The organism is Janibacter sp. UYMM211, assembly GCF_040547045.1.
Lineage (GTDB): Bacteria > Actinomycetota > Actinomycetes > Actinomycetales > Dermatophilaceae > Marihabitans > Marihabitans melonis.
The window spans coordinates 230,839-251,087 of the sequence record NZ_JBEPOY010000005.1 but is presented as its reverse complement, the minus strand read 5'-3'; the positions used below and the strand labels follow the sequence as shown (position 1 = coordinate 251,087).

Sequence of the window (20,249 nt, the reverse complement as noted above, 5' to 3'; positions counted from 1 at the left end):
GTCGCGCTCGGGCGGTAGACTGAGGGCACATCATGGACACACGTCGGACGGCGCGCTCACGGCGCGCCGTCGGCATGACGACGAGGAGACCTGTGGCCGAGCAGGACGACACCCCAGGCACCGACGAGACCTTCACCCCCGCGGAGGCCGAGCAGGCCCGCGCCGAGCACGAGGCGGCGGCCGCGGCCGCCCTCGTCGCCGCTGGCGACGACCCCGCCGCGTACGACGCGAGCGCGATCACGGTGCTCGAGGGTCTCGAGGCCGTCCGCAAGCGTCCGGGCATGTACATCGGCAGCACCGGCGAGCGCGGCCTGCACCACCTCGTGTGGGAGATCGTCGACAACTCCGTCGACGAGGCCCTCGCCGGGTACGCCACCTCGATCACCGTCACCCTCATGGCCGACGGCGCCGTCCGGGTCAAGGACGACGGCCGCGGCATCCCCACCGACATGCACGCGGGCGAGGGCGTGAGCGCGGTCGAGCTCGTGCTCACCCAGCTCCACGCGGGCGGCAAGTTCGGCGGCGGCGGGTACAAGGTCTCCGGCGGTCTGCACGGCGTCGGCTCCTCGGTCGTCAACGCGCTGTCGACGCGCCTCGACGTCTGCGTGCGCCAGAAGGGCTACGCCCACCGGATGTCCTTCGACTACGGCGTCGCCACCGCTCCCCTGGAGCGGATGGAGGAGACGCAGGAGACCGGCACGACGATCACCTTCTGGGCCGACGCCGCGATCTTCGACTCCGTCGAGTACGACTACGAGACGATCCGGGCGCGCTTCCAGCAGACCGCCTTCCTCAACAAGGGCCTGACGGTCACCCTCATCGACGAGCGGGTCGAGCGGGACCAGGACGCCGACGAGGACCTCGACGCCGTCGACGCCGACATCACCGAGGTCGAGCACGACGACGACGCCGGTGACGGCGGCCAGGCGACGACGAAGACGGCGCGCACCGTCACCTACCGCTACGAGAACGGCCTCGTCGACTACGTGACCCACCTCGTCGGCAGCAAGAAGGCCGAGCCGGTCATCGACACGATCATCGACATCGAGACCGAGGACACCGAGCGCTCGCTCTCCCTCGAGATCGCGATGCAGTGGACGACGGCGTACAGCGAGTCGGTCCACACCTACGCGAACAACATCAACACCCACGAGGGCGGCACCCACGAGGAGGGCTTCCGTGCGGCGCTGACGAAGATGATCAACGACTTCGCGCGCAAGCAGGGCCTGCTCAAGGACAAGGACGACAACCTCACCGGCGACGACATCCGCGAGGGGCTCACAGCCGTCATCTCGGTCAAGCTCGGCGAGCCGCAGTTCGAGGGCCAGACGAAGACCAAGCTCGGCAACTCCGAGGTCAAGGGCTTCGTCCAGCGCGCGATGACCGACGAGTTCGGCCACTGGCTCGAGGCCAACCCGACCAAGGGCAAGGACATCGTGCGCAAGTCGGTCCAGGCGGCGACCGCCCGGATCGCGGCGCGCAAGGCGCGCGACGCCACCCGCCGGAAGGGCCTGCTCGAGTCCGGCGGCCTGCCTGGCAAGCTCTCGGACTGCCAGAGCAAGGACCCGACGATCTCCGAGGTCTTCATCGTCGAGGGCGACTCGGCCGGCGGCTCGGCGAAGGCGGGTCGCAACCCCGAGAACCAGGCGATCCTGCCCATCCGCGGCAAGATCCTCAACGTCGAGAAGGCCCGCATCGACCGGGTCATGGCCAACACCGAGGTCCAGGCGCTCATCTCCGCCTTCGGCACCGGCATCGGCGAGGACTTCGACATCGCCAAGGCGAGGTACCACAAGATCGTCCTCATGGCCGACGCCGACGTCGACGGCATGCACATCCGCACGCTGCTGCTCACGCTGCTCTTCCGCTTCATGAAGCCGCTCATCGAGGCCGGGTACGTCTACCTCGCCCAGCCGCCGCTCTACCGGCTCAAGTGGAGCAACCACGAGCACGAGTTCTCCTTCTCCGACCGCGAGCGCGACGCGATGATCGCCCACGGCCAGAGCCAGGGCTGGCGCCTGCCGAAGGAGAACGGCGTCCAGCGCTACAAGGGTCTGGGCGAGATGAACTACCAGGAGCTGTGGGAGACCACGATGGACCCCGACTCGCGGGTGCTGCTCCAGGTGACCCTCGACGACGCCGCCGCGGCCGACGAGATGTTCTCCGTGCTCATGGGCGAGGACGTCGAGTCCCGCCGCTCCTTCATCCAGAAGAACGCACGCGACGTGCGCTTCCTCGACATCTGACCGGGGCCCGAGCACCCCCCTTCGCCCGAACTTGCGAGCTAGAGGACGACATGACTGACACCCCCGACGGCACCGGCACCGAGGTCACCACCGACCGGATCGACCCGATCGACCTCAACGCGGAGATGCAGCGCAGCTACATCGAGTACGCGATGAGCGTCATCGTCAGCCGTGCGCTGCCCGACGTGCGCGACGGCCTCAAGCCGGTGCACCGCCGCATCGTCTACGCCATGTACGACGGCGGCTACCGCCCCGACCGCGGCTACAACAAGTGCTCGCGCGTCGTCGGCGACGTCATGGGTCAGTACCACCCGCACGGCGACAGCGCGATCTACGACGCCATGGTGCGCCTCGTGCAGGCGTGGTCGCTGCGCTACCCGCTCATCGACGGCCAGGGCAACTTCGGCTCCGCCGGCAACGACGGCGCGGCCGCCCCCCGGTACACCGAGTGCAAGATGGCGCCGATCGCCCTCGAGCTCGTGCGCGACATCGACCAGGACACCGTCGACTTCGTGCCGAACTACGACGGCAAGACGCTGCAGCCCGACGTCCTGCCCTCGCGCTTCCCCAACCTGCTCGTTAACGGCTCGGCCGGCATCGCCGTCGGCATGGCCACGCAGATCCCGCCGCACAACCTGCGCGAGGTCGCCGACGCCGCCCAGTGGATGCTGCAGAACCCCGAGGCCAGCCGCGAGGAGGCCCTCGAGGCGGTGATGAAGCGGATCACCGGTCCGGACTTCCCCACCGGCGCGCTCATCATGGGCACCCGGGGCATCGACGAGGCGTACCGCACCGGTCGCGGCTCGATCATCATGCGCGCGGTCGTCGAGGTCGAGGAGCTGCAGGGGCGCACCTGCCTCGTCGTCTCCGAGCTGCCCTACCAGGTCAACCCCGACACCCTGGCGCTGAAGATCGCCGACCTCGTCAAGGAGGGCCGGGTCCAGGGCATCGCCGACATCCAGGACCACACCTCCGGGCGCTCCGGCCAGCGGCTCGTCATCGTGCTCAAGCGCGACGCGGTCGCCAAGGTCGTGCTCAACAACCTCTACAAGCACACCCAGCTGCAGACGAACTTCGGCGCGAACATGCTCGCCCTCGTCGACGGGGTGCCGCGCACGCTGCCGATCTCGGCCTTCATCCGGCACTGGGTGGAGCACCAGATCGAGGTCATCGTCCGGCGCACGAAGTACCGCCTGGCCAAGGCCGAGGCCGCGATCCACATCCTGCGCGGCCTGCTCAAGGCGCTCGACGCGCTCGACGAGGTCATCGCCCTCATCCGCGCGTCGCGCACCGTCGAGGCGGCCCGTGACGGGCTGATCAACCTGCTCGAGATCGACGAGGAGCAGGCCCGCGCCATCCTCGAGATGCAGCTGCGCCGGCTCGCCGCGCTGGAGCGGCAGAAGATCATCGACGAGCACGACGAGCTCGAGGCCCAGATCCTCGACTACCAGGACATCCTCGCCACGCCCGAGCGCCAGCGCAGCATCGTCTCCGAGGAGCTGCAGGCGATCGTCGACAAGTACGGTGACGACCGGCGCACGCGGATCCTGCCCTACGACGGCGATGTCGCGATGGAGGACCTCATCCCCGAGGAGGACGTCGTCGTGACGATCACCCGCGGCGGCTACGCCAAGCGGGTCAAGGTCAGCGAGTACCGCAGCCAGAAGCGCGGCGGCAAGGGCGTGCGCGGCGCGACCCTGCGCGGCGAGGACGTCGTCGAGCACTTCGGCACGACCACCTCGCACCACTGGCTGCTCTTCTTCACCAACTTCGGGCGGGTCTACCGGGCGAAGGCCTACGAGCTGCCCGAGGCGTCGCGCGACGGCAAGGGCCAGCACGTGGCGAACCTGCTCGCCTTCCAGCCCGAGGAGCAGATCGCGGCCGTCCTGGCGATCAAGGACTACCAGGCGGCGCCCTACCTCGTCCTGGCCACGCGCAACGGCCTGACGAAGAAGACGCGTCTCACCGAGTACGACTCCCCCCGCTCCGGCGGTCTCATCGCGATCAACCTGCGCGACGGCGACGAGCTCGTCACCGCGGGTCTCGCCTCCGCCGCCGACGACCTGCTCCTCGTCTCGCGCAACGCGATGTCGGTGCGCTTCCACGCCACCGACGAGCAGCTGCGCCCGATGGGGCGCGGCACGAGCGGTGTCACGGGCATGAAGTTCCGCGACGGCGACTCGCTGCTGTCGATGCAGGTCATCGAGGAGGGCACCGACCCCGACGTCTTCGTCGTCTTCGAGAACGGCGTCGCCAAGCGCACGCCGGCCTCGGAGTGGACGGCGAAGGGCCGCGGCACCCTCGGTGTCATGGCCGCTAAGTCGGGCAAGGGCGGCCAGCTCGTCGGGGCGCTCACGGTGAGCGAGGACGACGAGGTCATGGTCGTCATGGAGCGCGGCAACATCGTGCGCTCGGCGGTCACCGAGGTCTCCCGCACCGGCCGGAACACCATGGGCGTCTCCTTCGCCACCCCCCGCAAGGGCGACGCCATCGTGGCGGTCGCGCGCAACGTCGACCGGGGTGTCGCAGCAGAGGTGGAGGACGACGCGGTAGCGTCAGAGCCTGGACCTGCGTCCGAGGGCGGCTCTGAGCCGGCCACGGGCGCCACGACTGACAGCGGGGACCAGGCCCCCGGAGGTGACCAGTGAGCGACACGACGGTGATGCAGGCCTCTCGCGGCAGCGAGGGCGCGAAGGGGGCGGGCGCCCCCCGTCCCGCGGCGCCCCGACCCGCTCGGGGCGGTCGTCGGGTCAAGCTCATGGTCTCGCGGGTGGACCCGTGGTCGGCGATGAAGGTCGGCTTCCTCCTCTCCGTGGCCCTGGGCATCGCGATGGTCGTCATGAGCGCGGTGCTGTGGAGCCTGATGTCGGCGATGGGGGTCTTCGACTCCATCAATTCCCTGGCTAGCCAGATCATCGGTGACGGCTCGGGCCAGACCTTCGACATCATGGACTTCCTCGGCTTCGGCCGGGTCGTCTCGCTGTCGGTCGTCGTGGCCGTGGTTGATGTCGTCCTGCTGACCGCCCTGGCCACCCTGGGCGCCTTCCTCTACAACATCGTCGCCAGCCTCGTCGGCGGCCTCCACCTCACCCTCACCGACGACTGAGCGCTGCACGACCCCACGGACCCCCGCGTTTTGGCCGTGACGCCAGCCGTGGGGTAACCTCGGGCGTCGCGTCAGCCACGGTGGTTGAGGTGCGAAGGCCCTCAGGGCCTGAGCCTCGAAACCACGCATCTGGTCGCACACGGGCCTATAGCTCAGACGGTTAGAGCGCTTCCCTGATAAGGAAGAGGTCAGAGGTTCAAGTCCTCTTAGGCCCACCCGATCCCCCCTTCGATGCCCGACCACGGAGCAGCCGATGAAGAAGATCCTCGCCCTCGCTGCCGTCGCCGCAGTAGCCGCGTACGCCCGCCGCAAGATCGAGGCGCAGCGCTCGGAGAAGGACCTCTACGCCGCAGCTGCCGCCGGTGGTCAGCGCGGAGGCACCGCGTCCGCCCCGCCGCGCGACGTGTGGGCCGCGGCCACCGACTCCCGCGCCTGACGGGATCGCACAACTTCACATCCAGGGGCCATGGCGCAATTGGTAGCGCACCTGCTTTGCAAGCAGGGGGTTAGGGGTTCGAGTCCCCTTGGCTCCACCGCAGGTCAGAGGCCCTTTCCGCTTGTCGGTCAGGGCCTCTTGGCGTCCGTACCCCAAGGAAGTACTGCAATGCTGGCCCACCTTCGGTGGCAGTGGCTCACCCGTCCGCCGCGCGGCCGAGAAGCGGTCGAGTCCCCTCGCCCGCAGCTCGACTGCTCTGCATCGTTCGCCGAGACGTACGCGTAGCGGTTGCCCCGAACTATGGCGCACTGCGAGCGGACGCTGTATCGTGCTGAGTGGGCAGATGGGCAAGTGGGTTTCGCCCCAACGGCCAACGATGAGGTACGGTCGCACTTATGAAGGAGGCGACGATGGAAGCAACTTCAGGGTTCCGGGCGATCGGCGAGGTAGTGGCAGACGACCGCGCTCGCATCGCGTTTGGCAAGACGGGCGTCCGCAAAGACGACCGGTACGCCATCGCAGTGAACGATGACGGCGCAATCCTGCTAACGCCCTTGGCCACAATCCCCCGGCGGGAGCTACTTGTCTGGGAGAACGCTGAATTGCGCGCCAGCTTGGCTCGAGGCCTCGGCGACAGCGCTGCGGGCCGGGTGAGCGACCTCGGAGATTTCACCCAGTACCTCGATGAGGACGTAACCAAGGAGCCGCAGGAGTAATCCCATCCCCTTCGGAGGGCGGCAGAGCCATTCGTGGGGGGTGGAGCCCTCGTCGTCATGACTACCAGACTCCTAGTTACCGCTGAAGCCAAGAGTGTTTTAGACGACCTCGCGGCGAAGAAGCAGTACCAAGCAAAGTTGAAAAAGGTTCGTAAAACCCTAGGGCTCATCCAACAGAATCCTAGATATCCGGGATTGAATTCCCACAAATACGTCTCGCTAAGCGGTGATCAAGGCGAGGACGTCTGGGAGTCCTACGTCGAGAACCAGACCCCCGGAGCGTGGCGCGTCTTCTGGCACTACGGCCCGTCGGAGAACGAGATCACCATCTTGACAATCGGACCACATCCCTGACCGACGTCTCTACCTACGCCGAGTCATCAGCGGGTGGTTCGCCCTCGAGCCCGCAGCAGTGCACCCAGTATCCTGTCGGCTTGAAGGACACTAGTTCGGGGGACGCATGGAGTTGGACGACAACGATCGGCGCCAAGAGCACATCGTGCTCGATGCGTTGGTTTCATACAGTGACGCGTGCACGCTCCCCCACCTCACACCGTCCTGTCCCTATTACGCAGTGGTGGACAGCGTGCCGACATGTGAGGAGCAATGTCGCCGTCTGATAGCTGAATGGGGCGGCGGCGAACGCCCAGTGGAATCACACCGGCAGGGCAGCCTGGTGCTCACGGGACGCGCAATCCCCCGAGCTTCTGCGAGCGGGGTGACCGCGTTCGATGCCGCTGAGCGATATCTACGCGACCGAGCCTTGCCGCTAACACAGCAGAGCACCGGCAGTCTGCTCTTGGGACTTGAAGCTGCAATGACTGCGATGCCTCGGCCCGAGCGCCTGAAATCAATGAGTCAAGCGCTGGACCTGTGGGACGAACTGGATAGGCGCGGTCTGCCAGTAGATGCTGTCGTAAGAGCAGGCATCCTCCCGACTTTGGCAACACATCTCGCGGCGTTAACAACGATCCCATACGTCCGTTTTCAGGGAGACTCGCACGAGGTCAGCGGCGAGATGCTTGCCCGGCTTGGGGAGTTTATCGAACCGTGGCAAGGCCTCTTGGAGGCGGCGTTTGCCGAGGAAGGGTCGGAAGATGACGTTCGACAAGCAATACGACTTACCTCCAAGCCCGAAGAGCTCAACCGTCGGCTGCTTGGCAGGAGGGCACCTCTGGGGGGTCGGTCTGGCGTAGACGAAGAAGCGTCGATCGTGGACGAGGGGCCCTACGGCCTGCTGATCGCCTACGCGATGTCGGGTCGCTTCGTTGACCGCGTTCTCAGTTGGTTTCACCGTGCGCTAGCTGATGACAAGCTCTTGGTGCTCGGATGGCAGCCTCCTCCCCCTGGCATTTTTAGCGCGCTCAGGACCCACCGCCCAGTCGAGGAGCACGGGCTGTGGCTATGGGAGCGCAACACCGTTACGCACCTCGACGAGTGGTCAACCACCAGCCTGATGGCCGAGTGGCGTGCGCACGAAGTGGCTGACCACAATCTCGCTCCCCTTGTCTACGGAGAGAGGTGTTGCGACCACGAACAGGTTGCAACAACCGCCTTGACGCGGCTCAGCAAGTCCAGGCCGAATCGACCCCGTCCTGTTGAGGGGCTCCGCGCCCAGGACCTGATGAATCGCGCCGTTGAACTGCTTCGAGCCGGAGACCACCAAGCGGCGTCACACGTGTTTTCGGGCTTGGTAGAGCTTCGTCCGTGGGATGGCGATGCGCTCAACAACCTCGGATTTTGCCTGATGCCCATCGATCCGTGGGCCGCGCTGCAGCGTCTGGAAGAGGCTTCGCTGTACCCCAGTGGCGGCCTCACTATCAATGTGGCCAACCGCGTTCTAGCGTTGGCGCTTCTAGACCGGCATGCCGACGCCCGCAACCTGGCTGAATCCAGCATCGAGAAGATCGGCAGCCATCCATCCCGGGATCACGGATGTTACGTGTGGAGAAGGGATGCCGACGGGGCCCTGACTCTAGACCACGCTGAGACGCAGCACGCCTACCTCCAGGAGCTGCTTGACGAGTTGAGCGGTCCTTAGGGCTCGTCCGTCCTGGGTCAAGTCCCGGGTAGTGGTGTAGCGGTGCGTTCTCCTTCGTGATGGGTCAGGCGGTCAGGGCGGGCAGGTCGTCGCCTCCGATCTCGGGTTCGGTGTTGGGGACGATGTTGACTCGGCAGCGGGCGAGGACCTCGAGTCCGAGGTAGCGGCGGCCTTCGGCCCATTCGTCGGTCTGCTCGGCCAGCACGGCTCCGACCAGGCGGACGATGGCGTCGCGGGTCGGGAAGATGCCCACGGCGTCGGTGCGGCGCCGGATCTCGCGGTTGAGGCGTTCGGCGGGGTTGTTGGACCAGATCTGGGTCCACACGTCCTTGGGGAAGCCGGTGAACGCGAGGATGTCGGCGCGGGCAGCGTCGAGGTGGTCGTGGACCTCGGGCAGCTTTCCCTCGACGTAGTCCAGGAGTCGGTCGAACTGGGCGTGGACCGCGGGACGGTCGGGCTGGTCGTACACGCTGTGCAGCATCGCCTTGACCGCGGGCCACATGCTCTTGGGTGTCACGGACATGAGGTTCGCGGCGTAGTGGGTGCGGCACCGCTGCCACGAGGCTCCGGGGAGGTTGGCTGCGATCGCCTCGACCAGACCCTGGTGGGCGTCGCTGGTGACCAGCCGGACCCCGGTCAGACCGCGGGCGACGAGGTCGGCGAAGAACTCGTTCCACGCCGGCCCGGTTTCGCTGGTCGCGACGCGCATCCCGAGGACCTCGCGGTGCCCGTCGCCGTTGACGCCGGTGGCCAGCAGCACCACGGCGTTGATGACCCGCCCGCCTTCGCGGACCTTCATGGTCAACGCGTCCGCGGCGACGAAGGTGAACGGTCCCGCTGCGCCGAGGGGTCGGTGGCGGAACTGCTCGACGTGCTCGTCGAGCTCGGCCGCCATGCGCGACACCTGCGACTTCGACAGCGAGTCGATCCTCAGCGTTTTCACGAGCTTGTCCATCCGCCGGGTGGACACCCCGGCGAGGTAGCAGTCGGCCACGACAGTGATCAGCGCCGCCTCGGCACGTTTGCGGCGCTCGAGCAGCCACTCCGGGAAGTAGGTGCCCTTGCGGAGCTTGGGTATCGCGACGTCGATGGTCCCGACCCGGGTGTCGAGGTCGCGGTGGCGGTAGCCGTTGCGCTGGGTGACCCGGCCTGGGGTGGGGCGGCCGTACTCGGCGCCGACCACCGCATCGGCATCGGCACAGAGCAGGGCGTTGATCATCGTCCGCAGCAGATCGCGCATCAGATCGGGCGATGCTTCGGCGAGGGCTTCGCCAAGCAGACGTGCAGGGTCGACAATGTGGGGAGCGGTCATCGTGATGGTCCTCGAGGATTCGGTAGAAGGTTGACTCGAAGGATCACGCGGTGGCCGCGCCTACGTCCGACGTACACGCCGGTGACGATCTCGGCGACCGCGCTACACCACTATCGGGGACTCAACTCTCGCCGGACGAGGGCTCGGCACGAGCACCCAGATCCGGTCGACCGTGTGGCGCTTGCGAGCCGACGGCGCCACGGTCCATCTCGTCACGGCGTCGCCGCTGCCCGCAGACGTCGCGACGCTCCCTTCGTGCGTCGTCGCGTCGAGCAGCCCGACGACCCGCTGCCGCTTCCGCCTCACCGACGCGGACGCCGGACGGTCCGCGACGCTCGCCGCCGCCCGGCAAGCCAGCCCGCGCATCTCCGTCCTCGACCTCACGCCTCTCGCCGCCCGCGGGTCGGGCCCGACCTACTCGCCCGTCCACACGGGGACCGACGGGCCGGTCCAGATCTACCGCGGCGTCTCCAACCACCTCACCGCCACCTGGTCCCGTGAGGTCCTCGCCGGCCGGCTCGCGACCCTCACCCGCTGACCCACGCACGGGCCCCCATCCAGTCACTCGCGTGCGAGCATCACCCCCGTGGACGAGACCCAGGACGCACCGACTCCGGAGCCCCTCGACTGGGCGAGCTTCGAGCGGGTCGACATGCGGGTCGGCACCATCACGGCGGCCGAGCCGAACGCCCGAGCGCGCAAGCCGGCCTACGTCCTCCAGGTCGACCTCGGCCCGCTGGGCACGAAGACCTCCAGCGCGCAGATCACCGACCTCTACGAGCCCGGGGACCTCGTCGGCCGTCAGGTGCTGTGCGTGGTCAACTTCCCGCCGAAGCGCATCGCGGGAGTCGTGTCCGAGGTCCTCGTGACCGGGGTCCCCGATGCCGAGGGCCGCATCGTCCTCGCGACGACAGCCAGCACAGTCCCCGACGGCAGCCGGCTCGCCTGAGCCCGGCAGCGAACCTCAGGCCCCGAGCGTCCCGCGGGCCAGCGAGTCGCCGGAGTGCTCGGGCTTGTCGTCGAAGGCTTCGCGCGAGATGTCTACGACCGTGTAGCCCTCGTCGATGAGGTCCTGCGTCACCGTGTAGTCCTGGGGCGAGTCACCGTCGAGGACACCGACCGACACCATGCGAGACCCGTCGGTGTTGAGCAGCCACACCTCGAGGTAGCCGGGACCCTTCGGCAGAGACTGCGGCTGCACCTGCAGCTGCAGGCCGTCGCCGGCGCGCACGAGCTCGGCCTGGCCGCGCGCGACCTTCGCGTCGTCGACCGTGCTGAGCCGGGCCACCTCGGTCACCTCGGGGCTCGGGTCGCCGATGCCGCGCCCGAGGGCGAGGCCGACGACGAGCGCGGCGACACCGGCGAGCCACGGCACCGTGCGCCGCAGGCTGAAGCCGCCGGCGGACCGCTCCGCAGCGGGGGTAGGGCCATCGCCCGCCCGGTCGGCCGGGGCCGGCACGGCACGAGCCGGCCGCTCCTCGCCGACCACGATGAGCGCAGGCCTGCCCATCTCGGCGGCGATCGCGTCCCACACCCGCTCGTCGGGGTACTGCCAGGCGATCTCGCCCCGGTCGTCGACCGCGCGGGCGAGGGGTCCCCCTTCGCCAGGCACGCGGCCGCGCGCCAGGTCGCTCAGCTCGGTGAGGTCGGCGGAGCACTGCGCGCACCCGGCGACGTGCGCGACGACGTCCGGGTCACCCGGCAGACCGTCGCGCACGTCGAAGGCATGGTCGGCCAGGGCCTCTTCGTCCGGGTGGCCATCGGTCCATCGCATGGTCTCAGTCATCGTCTCGCACCTCCTTGAGCACCTGTCGTAGGTGGATCAGCCCTCGTCTGGCATGACTCTTCACGGTCCCGAGCGGCAGGTCGAGCCGGTCGGCGACGTCGCTGTGGCTCAGCCCTTCCATGATCGTCATCCGCAGGATCGGACCCCGTGGGTCGCCCATCGCCTCGAGCTCGGCGATGATCGCGATCTCCAGGGCATGATCTCGCGCCGGTGCGGGACCGATCCGACCCGTCTCGTCGGCGACGGCGCGCAGCCGCCGCGACTCCTGGCCCCGGGCCTGCAGCACGTCGGCGATCTTGTGCCGGGCGATGCCGACGAGCCAGCCGGGCAGAGCGGTGGGGGACGGGCGCAGGTTCTGCGCACCGCGCCACGCGGCGAGGAAGACCTGCTGCGTCACGTCCTCCGCGTCCTGGCGGTCGCCGAGCGCCCGGAGCGCGATCGTGTAGATCAGGTGCGAGTAGTGCTGGTAGGCCGCCTCGATCGCCGACGGCTGCCCCTCGCTCAGCTGCACGGCCATGGCTTCACGCTCCTCGGGAGCAAGGTCCCGGTGCGAAGGCGTGGTCGGTGGCACATCGCCGATCCTATTCACGCCCCGTGGCGGGGTCGGCGATCGCCACGACGTTGTCCTCGTAGTGCCCGGTCTTCGGGTCGAAGGCTCCCCCGCACGTCACGAGGTGCAGCGCGGGCCGTCCGGAGCGGCGGAAGAGGGCGTCGAGGTCGAGCTCGGTCTTGCGGGCGAGCACGACCTCGCGCACGCGGTAGGTGGTCGTCCCGGCCGAGGTCCTCACGGTGACGGCATCCCCCTTCGAGAGGGTGTCGAGACGGGCCAACGGCCCGGGTCCGAGCTCCTTGGTGTCGACGTGCGCGGTGATGACCGTCGCGCCGTCCTGCCCGGGGGCGGACCCGAACTTGTACCAGCCCGCCTGCCTCGGGTCCTCGGGGATGCTCATCGCCCCGGTCGTGTCGACGCCGACCGGGCGGACCGGGAGCGTCGCGTCGAGCTCGGGCACGCTCACCGAGGTGGGTGCGGGAGGGGCGGCCGAAGGGGTGGCGGGCGCCGTGGCGACGGCGGTCCGGGGGGCCTTCGCGGCCTTCGTCGAGCCCGGTGATGGCGACGTCTGGGAGGACGTCGGTGAGGGAGCAGTGCTCGAGCTGCTGCTCGACCCGCCCGTCGCCGACGGCCCCGACAGGGCCGCGTCCACGGTGCCGGCGTCGTCGGCCGACGGGCGGGTGAGGAAGAGCAGGACGGCACCCACGAGGAGCGCGGTGACGGCGGCGAGACCGATCACGCGCCCTCGTGGGTGCCGCGCCCGGGTCATCAGGATCAGGCCTGGACCCGGGACTTGCGGCGACCCGCGAAGAAGACCAGACCGCCGGCCGCGAGTGCGCCCAGGGTGGCCATCGCGTAGCGACCGGTCTCGTCAGCCGCCGCGACCTGGCCGCCCGAACCGCTCGGGACCCCGTTGGGGGAGGAGTGCATGCCCGAGATCGACTGGGTGGCCAGCTTGAGGTTCTTGTCCTTCGCGCTGCCCCACGCGTAGACGATGGTGTTCGTGCCCTCACCGAGGTTGAGGTCCGCCGGGCCGATCGCCACGGTGTCCGTGCCCGCGAGGACGACGTCCGCCGAGACCGTGCCGGCCGCGACGTCAGCGCTCTCCTCGTTGGGGTTGGTGAGGTTCGAGAAGACGACCTCCTCGTTCGCCCGGACGTCCACCGCGGGGGCGGCGGCCGTGTGGCGCACCGTGAGGCGGGCCTTGCCGGCGTCGATCGCGCTGGTGTCGTTGACGAAGGGGGTGAGCGCCGGCTGGTCGTCGGCGTCGAGGTGGGCGACGACGGTGATGTTCGCACCGGCGGGGACGTCGACGTCGTTGGCCTCGACGATGGCGTCGCCGTCGGCACCGGCGCCCGCGGCGGTCACCTTGAGGTCGTACTGACCCTCGGGCAGGGCCTGCGGGTCGGTGAGGGTGCCGGGCTTGAAGTCGGTGAGCAGGGCGTCGCCGTTGACGTAGACGTCGACGGTGGCGCCGGGCACGGCGTGGAGGATCGAGACGTGCGCGTCGTCGGCGGCGTGCGCCGGCGCGGCGGCCGAGAGCCCGACGAGGGCCATCGCTGCGGTAACTCCCATGGCGCGAGTGGTTGCGGACATTGGGTTTCCTCTCCCTAGGCGAGGACGCCGTGTGCGTCCTGTCATCTCGTACTTCCCGCGGGGAGGCATTGTCGGATGCAGCTCCGAAGACTTTTTTGAAGTTTTTTCGATCTGGGGTCGTGAGGTGGTGGTCTCGAGGCTCGCGACCAGCGAGCCACTGGTGGTCGAGGTGCGAAGGCCCGCCAGGGCCTGAGCCTCGAGACCTGGTGATGTGGTCTCGAGGCTCCCCTTCGAGGCTCCTTCGTCGCACCTCAGGACAGGACTGGCGCTCGCACCTCGACCAGCGATGGGGGGCATCCCTAGAGACCCGGCGGTGGTGGTCTCGAGGCTCGCTGGCGCTCGCACCTCGACCATCAACGGGGGCTGGCGCTCGCACCTCGACCATCAACGGGGGCTGGCGCTCGCACCTCGACCAGCAAAGGGGGCTGGCGCTCGGACCTCGACCATCAACGCGGCTGGCGCTCGTATCTCAACCCACCCAGGACACGACGAAGGGGTGGTCACGGCTGATGCCGTGACCCACCCCTTCGTCATGGGTCGTGCTGGGTCAGCCCCGCTTGTCGTCGGGGTTCTGGCCGTCGTCGGCCCAGTCGCGGGCGCTGCTCCAGGCGTCGCCGCCCTCGCCGTTGGTCTGAGCGGTCTCGTCGGGAGAACCGACGTGGGCCTGGGTCGGGTCGTCGGAGGCGAGCTCGTCGATCTCCTCGTTGGACAGCGGACGGGTCTCGCCGAGACCGGTGTCGCCCGAGCCCGTGGACGCCGAGGTGCTCGTCGAGGACGCGCCCTGGTCGCTGACGCCGTCCGGGTGGCCGGTCATCGCGGCGTGGGTCGTGTCGCCCTCGCCGAGGACGGGGCCGTCACCGGCGTCGAGCGAGGGGGCCGCGGAGCCCGCGACCGGCACGTCGTCGGTCGAGACGACCTCGTCCGCGACGACCTCGTCGGCGATCGGCGTCTGGCTCGTCGCCGCGGCGCCGTCGGTCACCGGGGCGGCCGGGGTGACGCTCGAGGCGCGCCCGGTGTCGGGGGCCTTGTACGGATCACCGGCGGGCACGGCCCACGGGTCCTTCTTCGGCTTCTGCTGCTTCTTCGCGACGTAGAAGGCGACACCACCGGCGACGAGCGCCAGCAGCAGGACCTTCCAGCTGCGGCCCGAGCGGCGGGTCTCGCCCTTGATCGCGGCGAGCGCGGCGTGGGTGTCGTGGTCGTCCTTGAGCGCGTGGAAGGCCTCGGGAGCGCGCTTGCCCGCCTCGTCCGCGACCGACTTCGTCGTCGCGGCGCCGGTGGCGGCCAGGCCCGTCGCGGTGGCGACGACCTTCGGCAGGACGTCGTCGACGATCGTGTCGCGCAGGTCCTGGGCGCCGTCACCGGCACGCTTGCCGGCCTTCTTCGCGTCCTTGCGCAGCTGCTTGGTGCTCTTCGAGGCGTCCTTGCGCAGCTGCTTGCCGGTCTTCTTCGCGTCCTTGCGGACGTCCTTGCTCGCGTCGGCGGCCTGGGCGCGCAGGTCGGCGCTCTTCGCGCTCGCTGCTGCGCCGAGCCCGGCCGCCCGGTCCGAGCCGGTCTCGGCGCCCTCGGCGACCTTGTCGATGAGGGTGTGGATCTTGGCCACACCCGACTCGGCGCCCTCGTGGGCGGCGACGCGGCCCTTCTCGACCTTGCTCTCCGTGCGGAACACCGGTCCTCCTCGAATGTCGTGGGTGGTGCTTCGTGCGTGGTGCTTGCGACCCATCCTGCCCCGGATCGCCTGGCGATATGCCGTCGGCGTCCAGGGAATCCGGGGCTCTCACCGCACGCACGGGTCGCTGTGCCAAACTCGCCACATGCAGGCGATCCTCCACACCAACCACGGCGACATCACCATCGAGCTCTTCCCGGACGTCGCTCCGAAGACCGTCGACAGCTTCGTCGGCCTCGCGAAGGGGACGAAGGAGTACAAGGACGACGCGGGCCGCACCAACCCGACGCCCTTCTACGACGGCCTGGTCTTCCACCGGATCATCTCCGGCTTCATGATCCAGGGCGGCGACCCCCTCGGCGAGGGCTTCGGCGGCCCGGGCTACACCTTCGACGACGAGCCCCACCCCGAGCACACCTTCGACAAGCCCTACCAGCTCGCCATGGCCAACGCCGGCAAGCGCATGGGCAAGGGCACCAACGGCAGCCAGTTCTTCATCACCGTCGCGCCGACGCAGTTCCTCTACGGCAAGCACACGGTCTTCGGCGAGGTCGCCGACGGCCCGAGCCGCGAGGTCGTCGACAAGATCGCCGCGGTCCGTACGGGCGCCAACGACAAGCCGGCCGAGCCGGTCGTCATGGAGTCCGTCGAGATCGTCGACTGACGGCTCTCCCCCTTCGCGCTGCGCATGTCCGAGCAGCCCATCTCCGGGCCCCCGCCGACCTGCCCCCGTCACCCTGACCGGGTCAGCTACGTCCGCTGCCAGCGGTGCGGCAGGCCGGCGTGCTCGGACTGCCAGCGCCCCGCAGCGGTCGGCGTGCAGTGCGTCGACTGCGTGCGCGAGGCCGCCCGCGCCGACCGACCGACGCTCACGCCGCTCGGCGGCCGGGCCTCGCGCAGCGACACCCCCTACCTCACCCGGGCGATCGTCGCGATCTGCGTGCTCGTCTACCTCGGCGAGCTCGCGACCCCGCAGGTCTACGGCGAAGGGGCCCTGGCGGCCTTCCTCGCCGTCGACCAGCCGTGGCGCCTGCTGACCTCGGCCTTCCTGCACTCGCCCTCGCAGATCTTCCACATCGTCTTCAACATGATGGCGCTGTGGTTCGTCGGGCCCTACCTCGAGGGCCTGCTCGGGCGCGCCCGCTTCCTCGGGCTCTACCTCGTCTCTGCGCTCGCTGGCTCGGTGACCTACCTGCTCTTCCAGCCGGTCGGCTCCACCCAGGGCGTCGTCGGTGCCTCGGGCGCGGTCTTCGGCCTCTTCGGGGCGCTCGTCGTGCTGCAGCGCCACCTCGGCCGTGACTCCTCGGCGATGGTCGGCACGATCGCCATCAACGCCGTCCTCGGTTTCGTCATCCCCAACGTCGCCTGGCAGGCCCACCTCGGCGGGCTCGTCGCCGGTGCCGCCATCGCGGCCGGCTTCGCGCTCGCCCGTCAGCGCCGCGCACCGGCCATCGCGTGGGGCACCCTCGGCGCCGTCGCTGGCCTGACGATCGCGCTCTTCGTCGTCAAGTACGTCATCCTCGCGCCCGCCGTCGTCATCCCCATCGCCTGACACCGGTGACCGCGGGCCCCCTTCGCCCGTCTTACACGCGTGTCATTCATCCCCAGGTGTGCACAAGCCTGTGGACAAACCCCGATATCCACACACAGGCCGGTCTGAGTTGTCCACAGGCCTGTGTGTGACCGTGGCGTCTCGAGGCCTCGATGAACGCATCTGGCCCCCTCTAGCGCGAGGGCTAGAGAGGGCCAGACGAGACGATCAGGTGTGCCGGGGCTACTTCCAGCGGGTCGTCATGACGAAGCCGGCCATCATCAGCGCGAAGCCGGCGCCGAGGTTCCACTGGCCCCACGCGGCGACGGGGTACTCCTGCTGGGTGATGTAGAAGGTGACCACCCAGATGAGCCCGAGGATCATCAGGCCGAGCATCACCGGCACGTACCAGCTGGGGTTGCCGATCTTCTGCGCCTTGACCTTCTCGCGCTTGGCCTTGACGGGCTTGTCGGCCTCCGCCTCCGCCTCCGCACGGCGCCGGGGGTCGCCCGAGCGCTTGCCCGCGCTCGTGCCGGTGCTCGCGACCTTCTCGGTCTGCTCGAGCTCGTCCTCGTTCTTCTTCGACGGCGCCACGTCGTCAGTGCTCCTCGTCACGGGGAGGCGCGCGGACGCGCCGGGTCAGTGCCTTAGCGTAGAGGTCTGAGCACCGGTGACGAAGGGAGGTGCCCGCCATGGGGGAGCACGAGGCCCCGAGCCGTCCGCACGGACCGCGTCGTCTGGTGCGCTGGTACCTCGACCACCGGCCCACCCGGTGGTCGGCGGGAGTGCCCGTCATCGCCCTGTGCGCCGGGCTGCTCTTCTCGGTCTCCGGCACGACCGCGCGCGGCGGAGACCTGCGCTCCGAGGTGACGACGCTGCCCGCGCTCATCCGTGAGCGCACCCACGACAACGCCGTGAAGGCCCGGCGCGCCGAGGAGCTGCGCACGACCGTCACCGCGCTGACGAAGGAGCGCTCGCCGGGCAACCAGGAGATCGACCGGATCAGCCGCGACACGGCCAACGCCGCGCCGAAGGCCGGCTTCGAGGAGGTCCGCGGGCCCTCGGTCTCGGTGAGCCTCGACGACGCGCCGCTGGACGCCGACCAGATCCCCGAGGGCTTCGACGTCGACGACGTCGTCGTGCACCAGCAGGACGTGCAGGGCGTGGTCAACGCGCTGTGGCGCGGCGGGGCCGAGGCGATGATGATCCAGGACCAGCGGATCATCTCCACGAGCGCCGTGCGCTGCGTCGGCAACACCCTCATCCTCCAGGGCCGGGTGTACTCGCCCCCCTTCGTCATCACCGCGATCGGCGACCGCGACGCCCTGCAGGCCTCGCTCGACGAGGACCCGACGGTGAGCATCTACCGCGAGTACGTCGACCAGATCGGTCTGGGCTACGAGGTGACGTCGAGCGACGAGACGACACTGCCCGCCTACGCCGGGCAGAGCCAGCTGGCACACGCCCGGGCTGCGCGCTGATCGCAGGCATACTGCACGTGTGAGCACCGTCCTCGTCGTCGACAACTACGACAGCTTCGTCTTCACCATCGTCGGCTACCTCCAGCAGCTCGGCGCGCAGACGACCGTCGTGCGCAACGACGCCGTGAGCCCCGCCGACGGCGCCGACTTCGACGGCGTGCTCGTCTCGCCGGGGCCCGGTACCCCCGAGCAGGCCGGCGTCTCGATGGCGATGATCGAGGCCTGCGCCGAGCGCGCCCAGCCGATGCTCGGCGTGTGCCTGGGCCACCAGGCCCTCGGCGTCGTGTGCGGCGCAACCGTCGGTCGCGCGCCCGAGCTGCTCCACGGCAAGACCAGCCAGGTCGAGCACGACGGCACCGGCGTCCTCGCCGGGCTGCCCGCGCCCTTCACGGCCACCCGCTACCACTCGCTGACGATCGAGCCCGAGACGATCCCGGACACCCTCGTGCCCAACGGGCGCACCGCGAGCGGCATCGTCATGGCCGCGCACCACCGCGACCTGCCCCTGCACGGCGTGCAGTTCCACCCCGAGTCCGTCCTCACCCAGGGCGGTCACCGGATCCTCGCCAACTGGCTCGAGCTGCTCGGCGACGACGGCGCGGTCGCCCGCTCCGAGGGGCTGAGCCCCCTCGTGCGCGACGCCGAGGGCGTCGCCCGCATGGTCGCCGCGGGCTAGGGCGCACCGACCGTGAGCGCGGGGGTGACGACGCAGCAGGGCAGCGACAGCGGGCAGGGCGGGGGAGAGGACGAGCGGCGACGGGTCGGCCCGGTCGACCGCTTCCAGCGCAAGCACCCGGTCATCGGCATGCCGATCGCCGTCGTCTACAAGTTCTTCGACGACTTCGGCGGGTACCTCGCCGCGCTCATCACCTACTACGGCTTCCTCTCGCTCTTCCCCCTGCTGCTGCTCCTGTCGACCCTGCTCGGCATCGTCCTCGAGGGGCACCCGCAGTGGCAGCAGCGCATCCTCGACTCCGCGCTGTCGGAGTTCCCCATCGTCGGAGACGAGCTGCGCCAGACCGGCACGCTCGGCGGCGGCACGCTCGGCGTCATCATCGGCTCGGTCGCCGCGATCTACGGCGGGCTCGGCGTGGCCCAGGCCCTCCAGTACGCGATGAACACCGCGTGGATGGTCCCGCGCAACTCGCGGCCCAACCCCTTCGTCTCGCGCGCCCGCGGCCTGATGATCATCCTCACCGCGGGGCTGGCGGTCGTCGCGACGAGCGTGCTCACGCAGGTGGCGAACAGGCTCGTCGTCGGTGCCTGGCAGAGCCTGGCGGTCGACCTCGGGTCGGTCGTGCTCAACGCCGGCGTCTTCACCTTCCTCTTCATCATCTCGACGACCCGCGCCCCCACGCCGCGCCAGGTGCTGCCGGGCGCGGTCATCGCCTCGATCCTCTTCCTGCTGCTGCAGAACGTCGGCGTGCTCTACGTCGGCACGGTCGTCAGCCGCGCGAGCAACGTCAGCTCGGTCTTCGCGATCGTCCTCGGCCTGCTGATCTTCATCTACAGCAACGCCGTGGTCATCCTGCTGTGCGTCGAGATCAACGTCGTGCTCGCCGAGCGGCTGTGGCCGCGTGCGCTCCTCACGATCTTCACCGACGACGTCGAGCTCACCGACGCCGACCGCCGCGCCTACCGCGGGCAGGCCCGGGCGCAGCGGCTCAAGGGCTTCGAGAAGATCTCCGTGAGCTTCGAGCGACCCCGCCCCGAGGTCCCGGAGGACGACGAAGGGGGAGCCGAGGCTCCCCCTTCGACCGCATCCTGACGGGCGGGTCC

At 69.4% G+C, this 20,249-nt stretch carries 21 protein-coding genes and 2 tRNA genes; 16 read left to right on the top strand and 7 right to left on the bottom strand.

The genetic code is table 11. The features are described from left to right. The first annotated feature begins 74 nt into the window (after positions 1-74). From gyrB to ABIB53_RS14235, 9 genes are all read left to right on the top strand, one after another. Complete coding sequence (gyrB, locus tag ABIB53_RS14275) at positions 75-2,246, top strand: DNA topoisomerase (ATP-hydrolyzing) subunit B (protein WP_502914656.1); 2,172 nt, start codon at positions 75-77, stop codon at positions 2,244-2,246. Between the two features lie 50 nt (positions 2,247-2,296). Continuing rightward, positions 2,297-4,894 (top strand): DNA gyrase subunit A, encoded by a 2,598-nt coding sequence (gene gyrA, locus ABIB53_RS14270; RefSeq protein ID WP_354588657.1) that lies wholly within the window; start codon positions 2,297-2,299, stop codon positions 4,892-4,894. Next, the gene (locus ABIB53_RS14265) at positions 4,891-5,352 is read left to right on the top strand and encodes a DUF3566 domain-containing protein (RefSeq protein WP_354588656.1); all 462 of its coding nucleotides are present in this window, start codon (positions 4,891-4,893) and stop codon (positions 5,350-5,352) included. The genes gyrA and ABIB53_RS14265 overlap by 4 nt, the downstream gene beginning before the upstream one ends. Positions 5,353-5,493: 141 nt before the next feature. Further along, positions 5,494-5,567 (top strand) — tRNA-Ile (locus tag ABIB53_RS14260). Between the two features lie 38 nt (positions 5,568-5,605). After that, the gene (locus tag ABIB53_RS14255) at positions 5,606-5,788 is read left to right on the top strand and encodes a DLW-39 family protein (protein ID WP_354588655.1); all 183 of its coding nucleotides are present in this window, start codon (positions 5,606-5,608) and stop codon (positions 5,786-5,788) included. Between the two features lie 24 nt (positions 5,789-5,812). Next, a tRNA-Ala gene (locus tag ABIB53_RS14250) sits at positions 5,813-5,885 on the top strand. Between the two features lie 298 nt (positions 5,886-6,183). Continuing rightward, positions 6,184-6,504 (top strand): hypothetical protein, encoded by a 321-nt coding sequence (locus ABIB53_RS14245; protein ID WP_354588654.1) that lies wholly within the window; start codon positions 6,184-6,186, stop codon positions 6,502-6,504. A gap of 57 nt (positions 6,505-6,561) precedes the next feature. Continuing rightward, entirely contained in the window at positions 6,562-6,858 is a 297-nt protein-coding gene (locus ABIB53_RS14240; RefSeq protein ID WP_354588653.1) for a hypothetical protein, read from the top strand. A gap of 106 nt (positions 6,859-6,964) precedes the next feature. Next, the gene (locus ABIB53_RS14235; protein WP_354588652.1) at positions 6,965-8,545 is read left to right on the top strand and encodes a tetratricopeptide repeat protein; all 1,581 of its coding nucleotides are present in this window, start codon (positions 6,965-6,967) and stop codon (positions 8,543-8,545) included. A gap of 64 nt (positions 8,546-8,609) precedes the next feature. On the opposite strand, the gene ABIB53_RS14230 is transcribed toward ABIB53_RS14235, so the two are convergent. Beyond that, entirely contained in the window at positions 8,610-9,857 is a 1,248-nt protein-coding gene (locus ABIB53_RS14230) for an IS256 family transposase (protein WP_354588651.1), read from the bottom strand. Positions 9,858-10,038: 181 nt separating this feature from the next. Between ABIB53_RS14230 and ABIB53_RS14225 the strand changes: the two genes are divergently transcribed. Next, positions 10,039-10,395 carry a hypothetical protein gene (locus ABIB53_RS14225; RefSeq protein WP_354588650.1) on the top strand — a complete coding sequence of 119 codons (357 nt, stop codon included), beginning with the start codon at positions 10,039-10,041 and terminating at the stop codon, positions 10,393-10,395. 48 nt (positions 10,396-10,443) lie between these two features. Further along, entirely contained in the window at positions 10,444-10,806 is a 363-nt protein-coding gene (locus tag ABIB53_RS14220) for a tRNA-binding protein (protein ID WP_354588649.1), read from the top strand. Between the two features lie 15 nt (positions 10,807-10,821). Here the strand turns inward: ABIB53_RS14220 and ABIB53_RS14215 are convergent, their stop codons facing one another. The 5 genes from ABIB53_RS14215 to ABIB53_RS14195 form a co-directional block, all read right to left on the bottom strand. Then, entirely contained in the window at positions 10,822-11,643 is an 822-nt protein-coding gene (locus ABIB53_RS14215) for an anti-sigma factor (RefSeq protein ID WP_354588648.1), read from the bottom strand. After that, the gene (locus ABIB53_RS14210) at positions 11,636-12,160 is read right to left on the bottom strand and encodes an RNA polymerase sigma factor (protein WP_123093223.1); all 525 of its coding nucleotides are present in this window, start codon (positions 12,158-12,160) and stop codon (positions 11,636-11,638) included. The genes ABIB53_RS14215 and ABIB53_RS14210 overlap by 8 nt, the downstream gene beginning before the upstream one ends. A 64-nt stretch (positions 12,161-12,224) precedes the next feature. Beyond that, entirely contained in the window at positions 12,225-12,932 is a 708-nt protein-coding gene (locus ABIB53_RS14205; RefSeq protein WP_354588647.1) for a class F sortase, read from the bottom strand. Positions 12,933-12,967: 35 nt separating this feature from the next. Beyond that, a complete protein-coding gene (locus ABIB53_RS14200) occupies positions 12,968-13,768 on the bottom strand; it encodes a DUF4397 domain-containing protein (RefSeq protein WP_123093221.1) in 801 nt (266 codons plus the stop codon). 568 nt (positions 13,769-14,336) lie between these two features. Then, a complete protein-coding gene (locus tag ABIB53_RS14195) occupies positions 14,337-15,458 on the bottom strand; it encodes a hypothetical protein (protein WP_354588646.1) in 1,122 nt (373 codons plus the stop codon). A 145-nt stretch (positions 15,459-15,603) separates the two neighbouring features. Between ABIB53_RS14195 and ABIB53_RS14190 the strand changes: the two genes are divergently transcribed. Further along, on the top strand, positions 15,604-16,122 hold the full coding sequence (locus ABIB53_RS14190) for a peptidylprolyl isomerase (protein WP_191564195.1): 519 nt from the start codon (positions 15,604-15,606) through the stop codon (positions 16,120-16,122). A gap of 24 nt (positions 16,123-16,146) precedes the next feature. After that, entirely contained in the window at positions 16,147-17,010 is an 864-nt protein-coding gene (locus tag ABIB53_RS14185) for a rhomboid family intramembrane serine protease (RefSeq protein ID WP_191564194.1), read from the top strand. 222 nt (positions 17,011-17,232) lie between these two features. On the opposite strand, the gene ABIB53_RS14180 is transcribed toward ABIB53_RS14185, so the two are convergent. Beyond that, a complete protein-coding gene (locus tag ABIB53_RS14180; RefSeq protein WP_354588645.1) occupies positions 17,233-17,583 on the bottom strand; it encodes a cell division protein CrgA in 351 nt (116 codons plus the stop codon). A 98-nt stretch (positions 17,584-17,681) separates the two neighbouring features. Between ABIB53_RS14180 and ABIB53_RS14175 the strand changes: the two genes are divergently transcribed. The 3 genes from ABIB53_RS14175 to ABIB53_RS14165 are packed head-to-tail and all read left to right on the top strand — an operon-like array spanning position 17,682 to position 20,238. Beyond that, entirely contained in the window at positions 17,682-18,470 is a 789-nt protein-coding gene (locus ABIB53_RS14175) for a DUF881 domain-containing protein (protein WP_354588644.1), read from the top strand. A gap of 19 nt (positions 18,471-18,489) precedes the next feature. Then, positions 18,490-19,146 carry an aminodeoxychorismate/anthranilate synthase component II gene (locus ABIB53_RS14170; RefSeq protein ID WP_354588643.1) on the top strand — a complete coding sequence of 219 codons (657 nt, stop codon included), beginning with the start codon at positions 18,490-18,492 and terminating at the stop codon, positions 19,144-19,146. 24 nt (positions 19,147-19,170) lie between these two features. After that, the gene (locus ABIB53_RS14165; RefSeq protein WP_354588642.1) at positions 19,171-20,238 is read left to right on the top strand and encodes a YihY/virulence factor BrkB family protein; all 1,068 of its coding nucleotides are present in this window, start codon (positions 19,171-19,173) and stop codon (positions 20,236-20,238) included. The last annotated feature ends 11 nt before the right edge of the window (positions 20,239-20,249 follow it).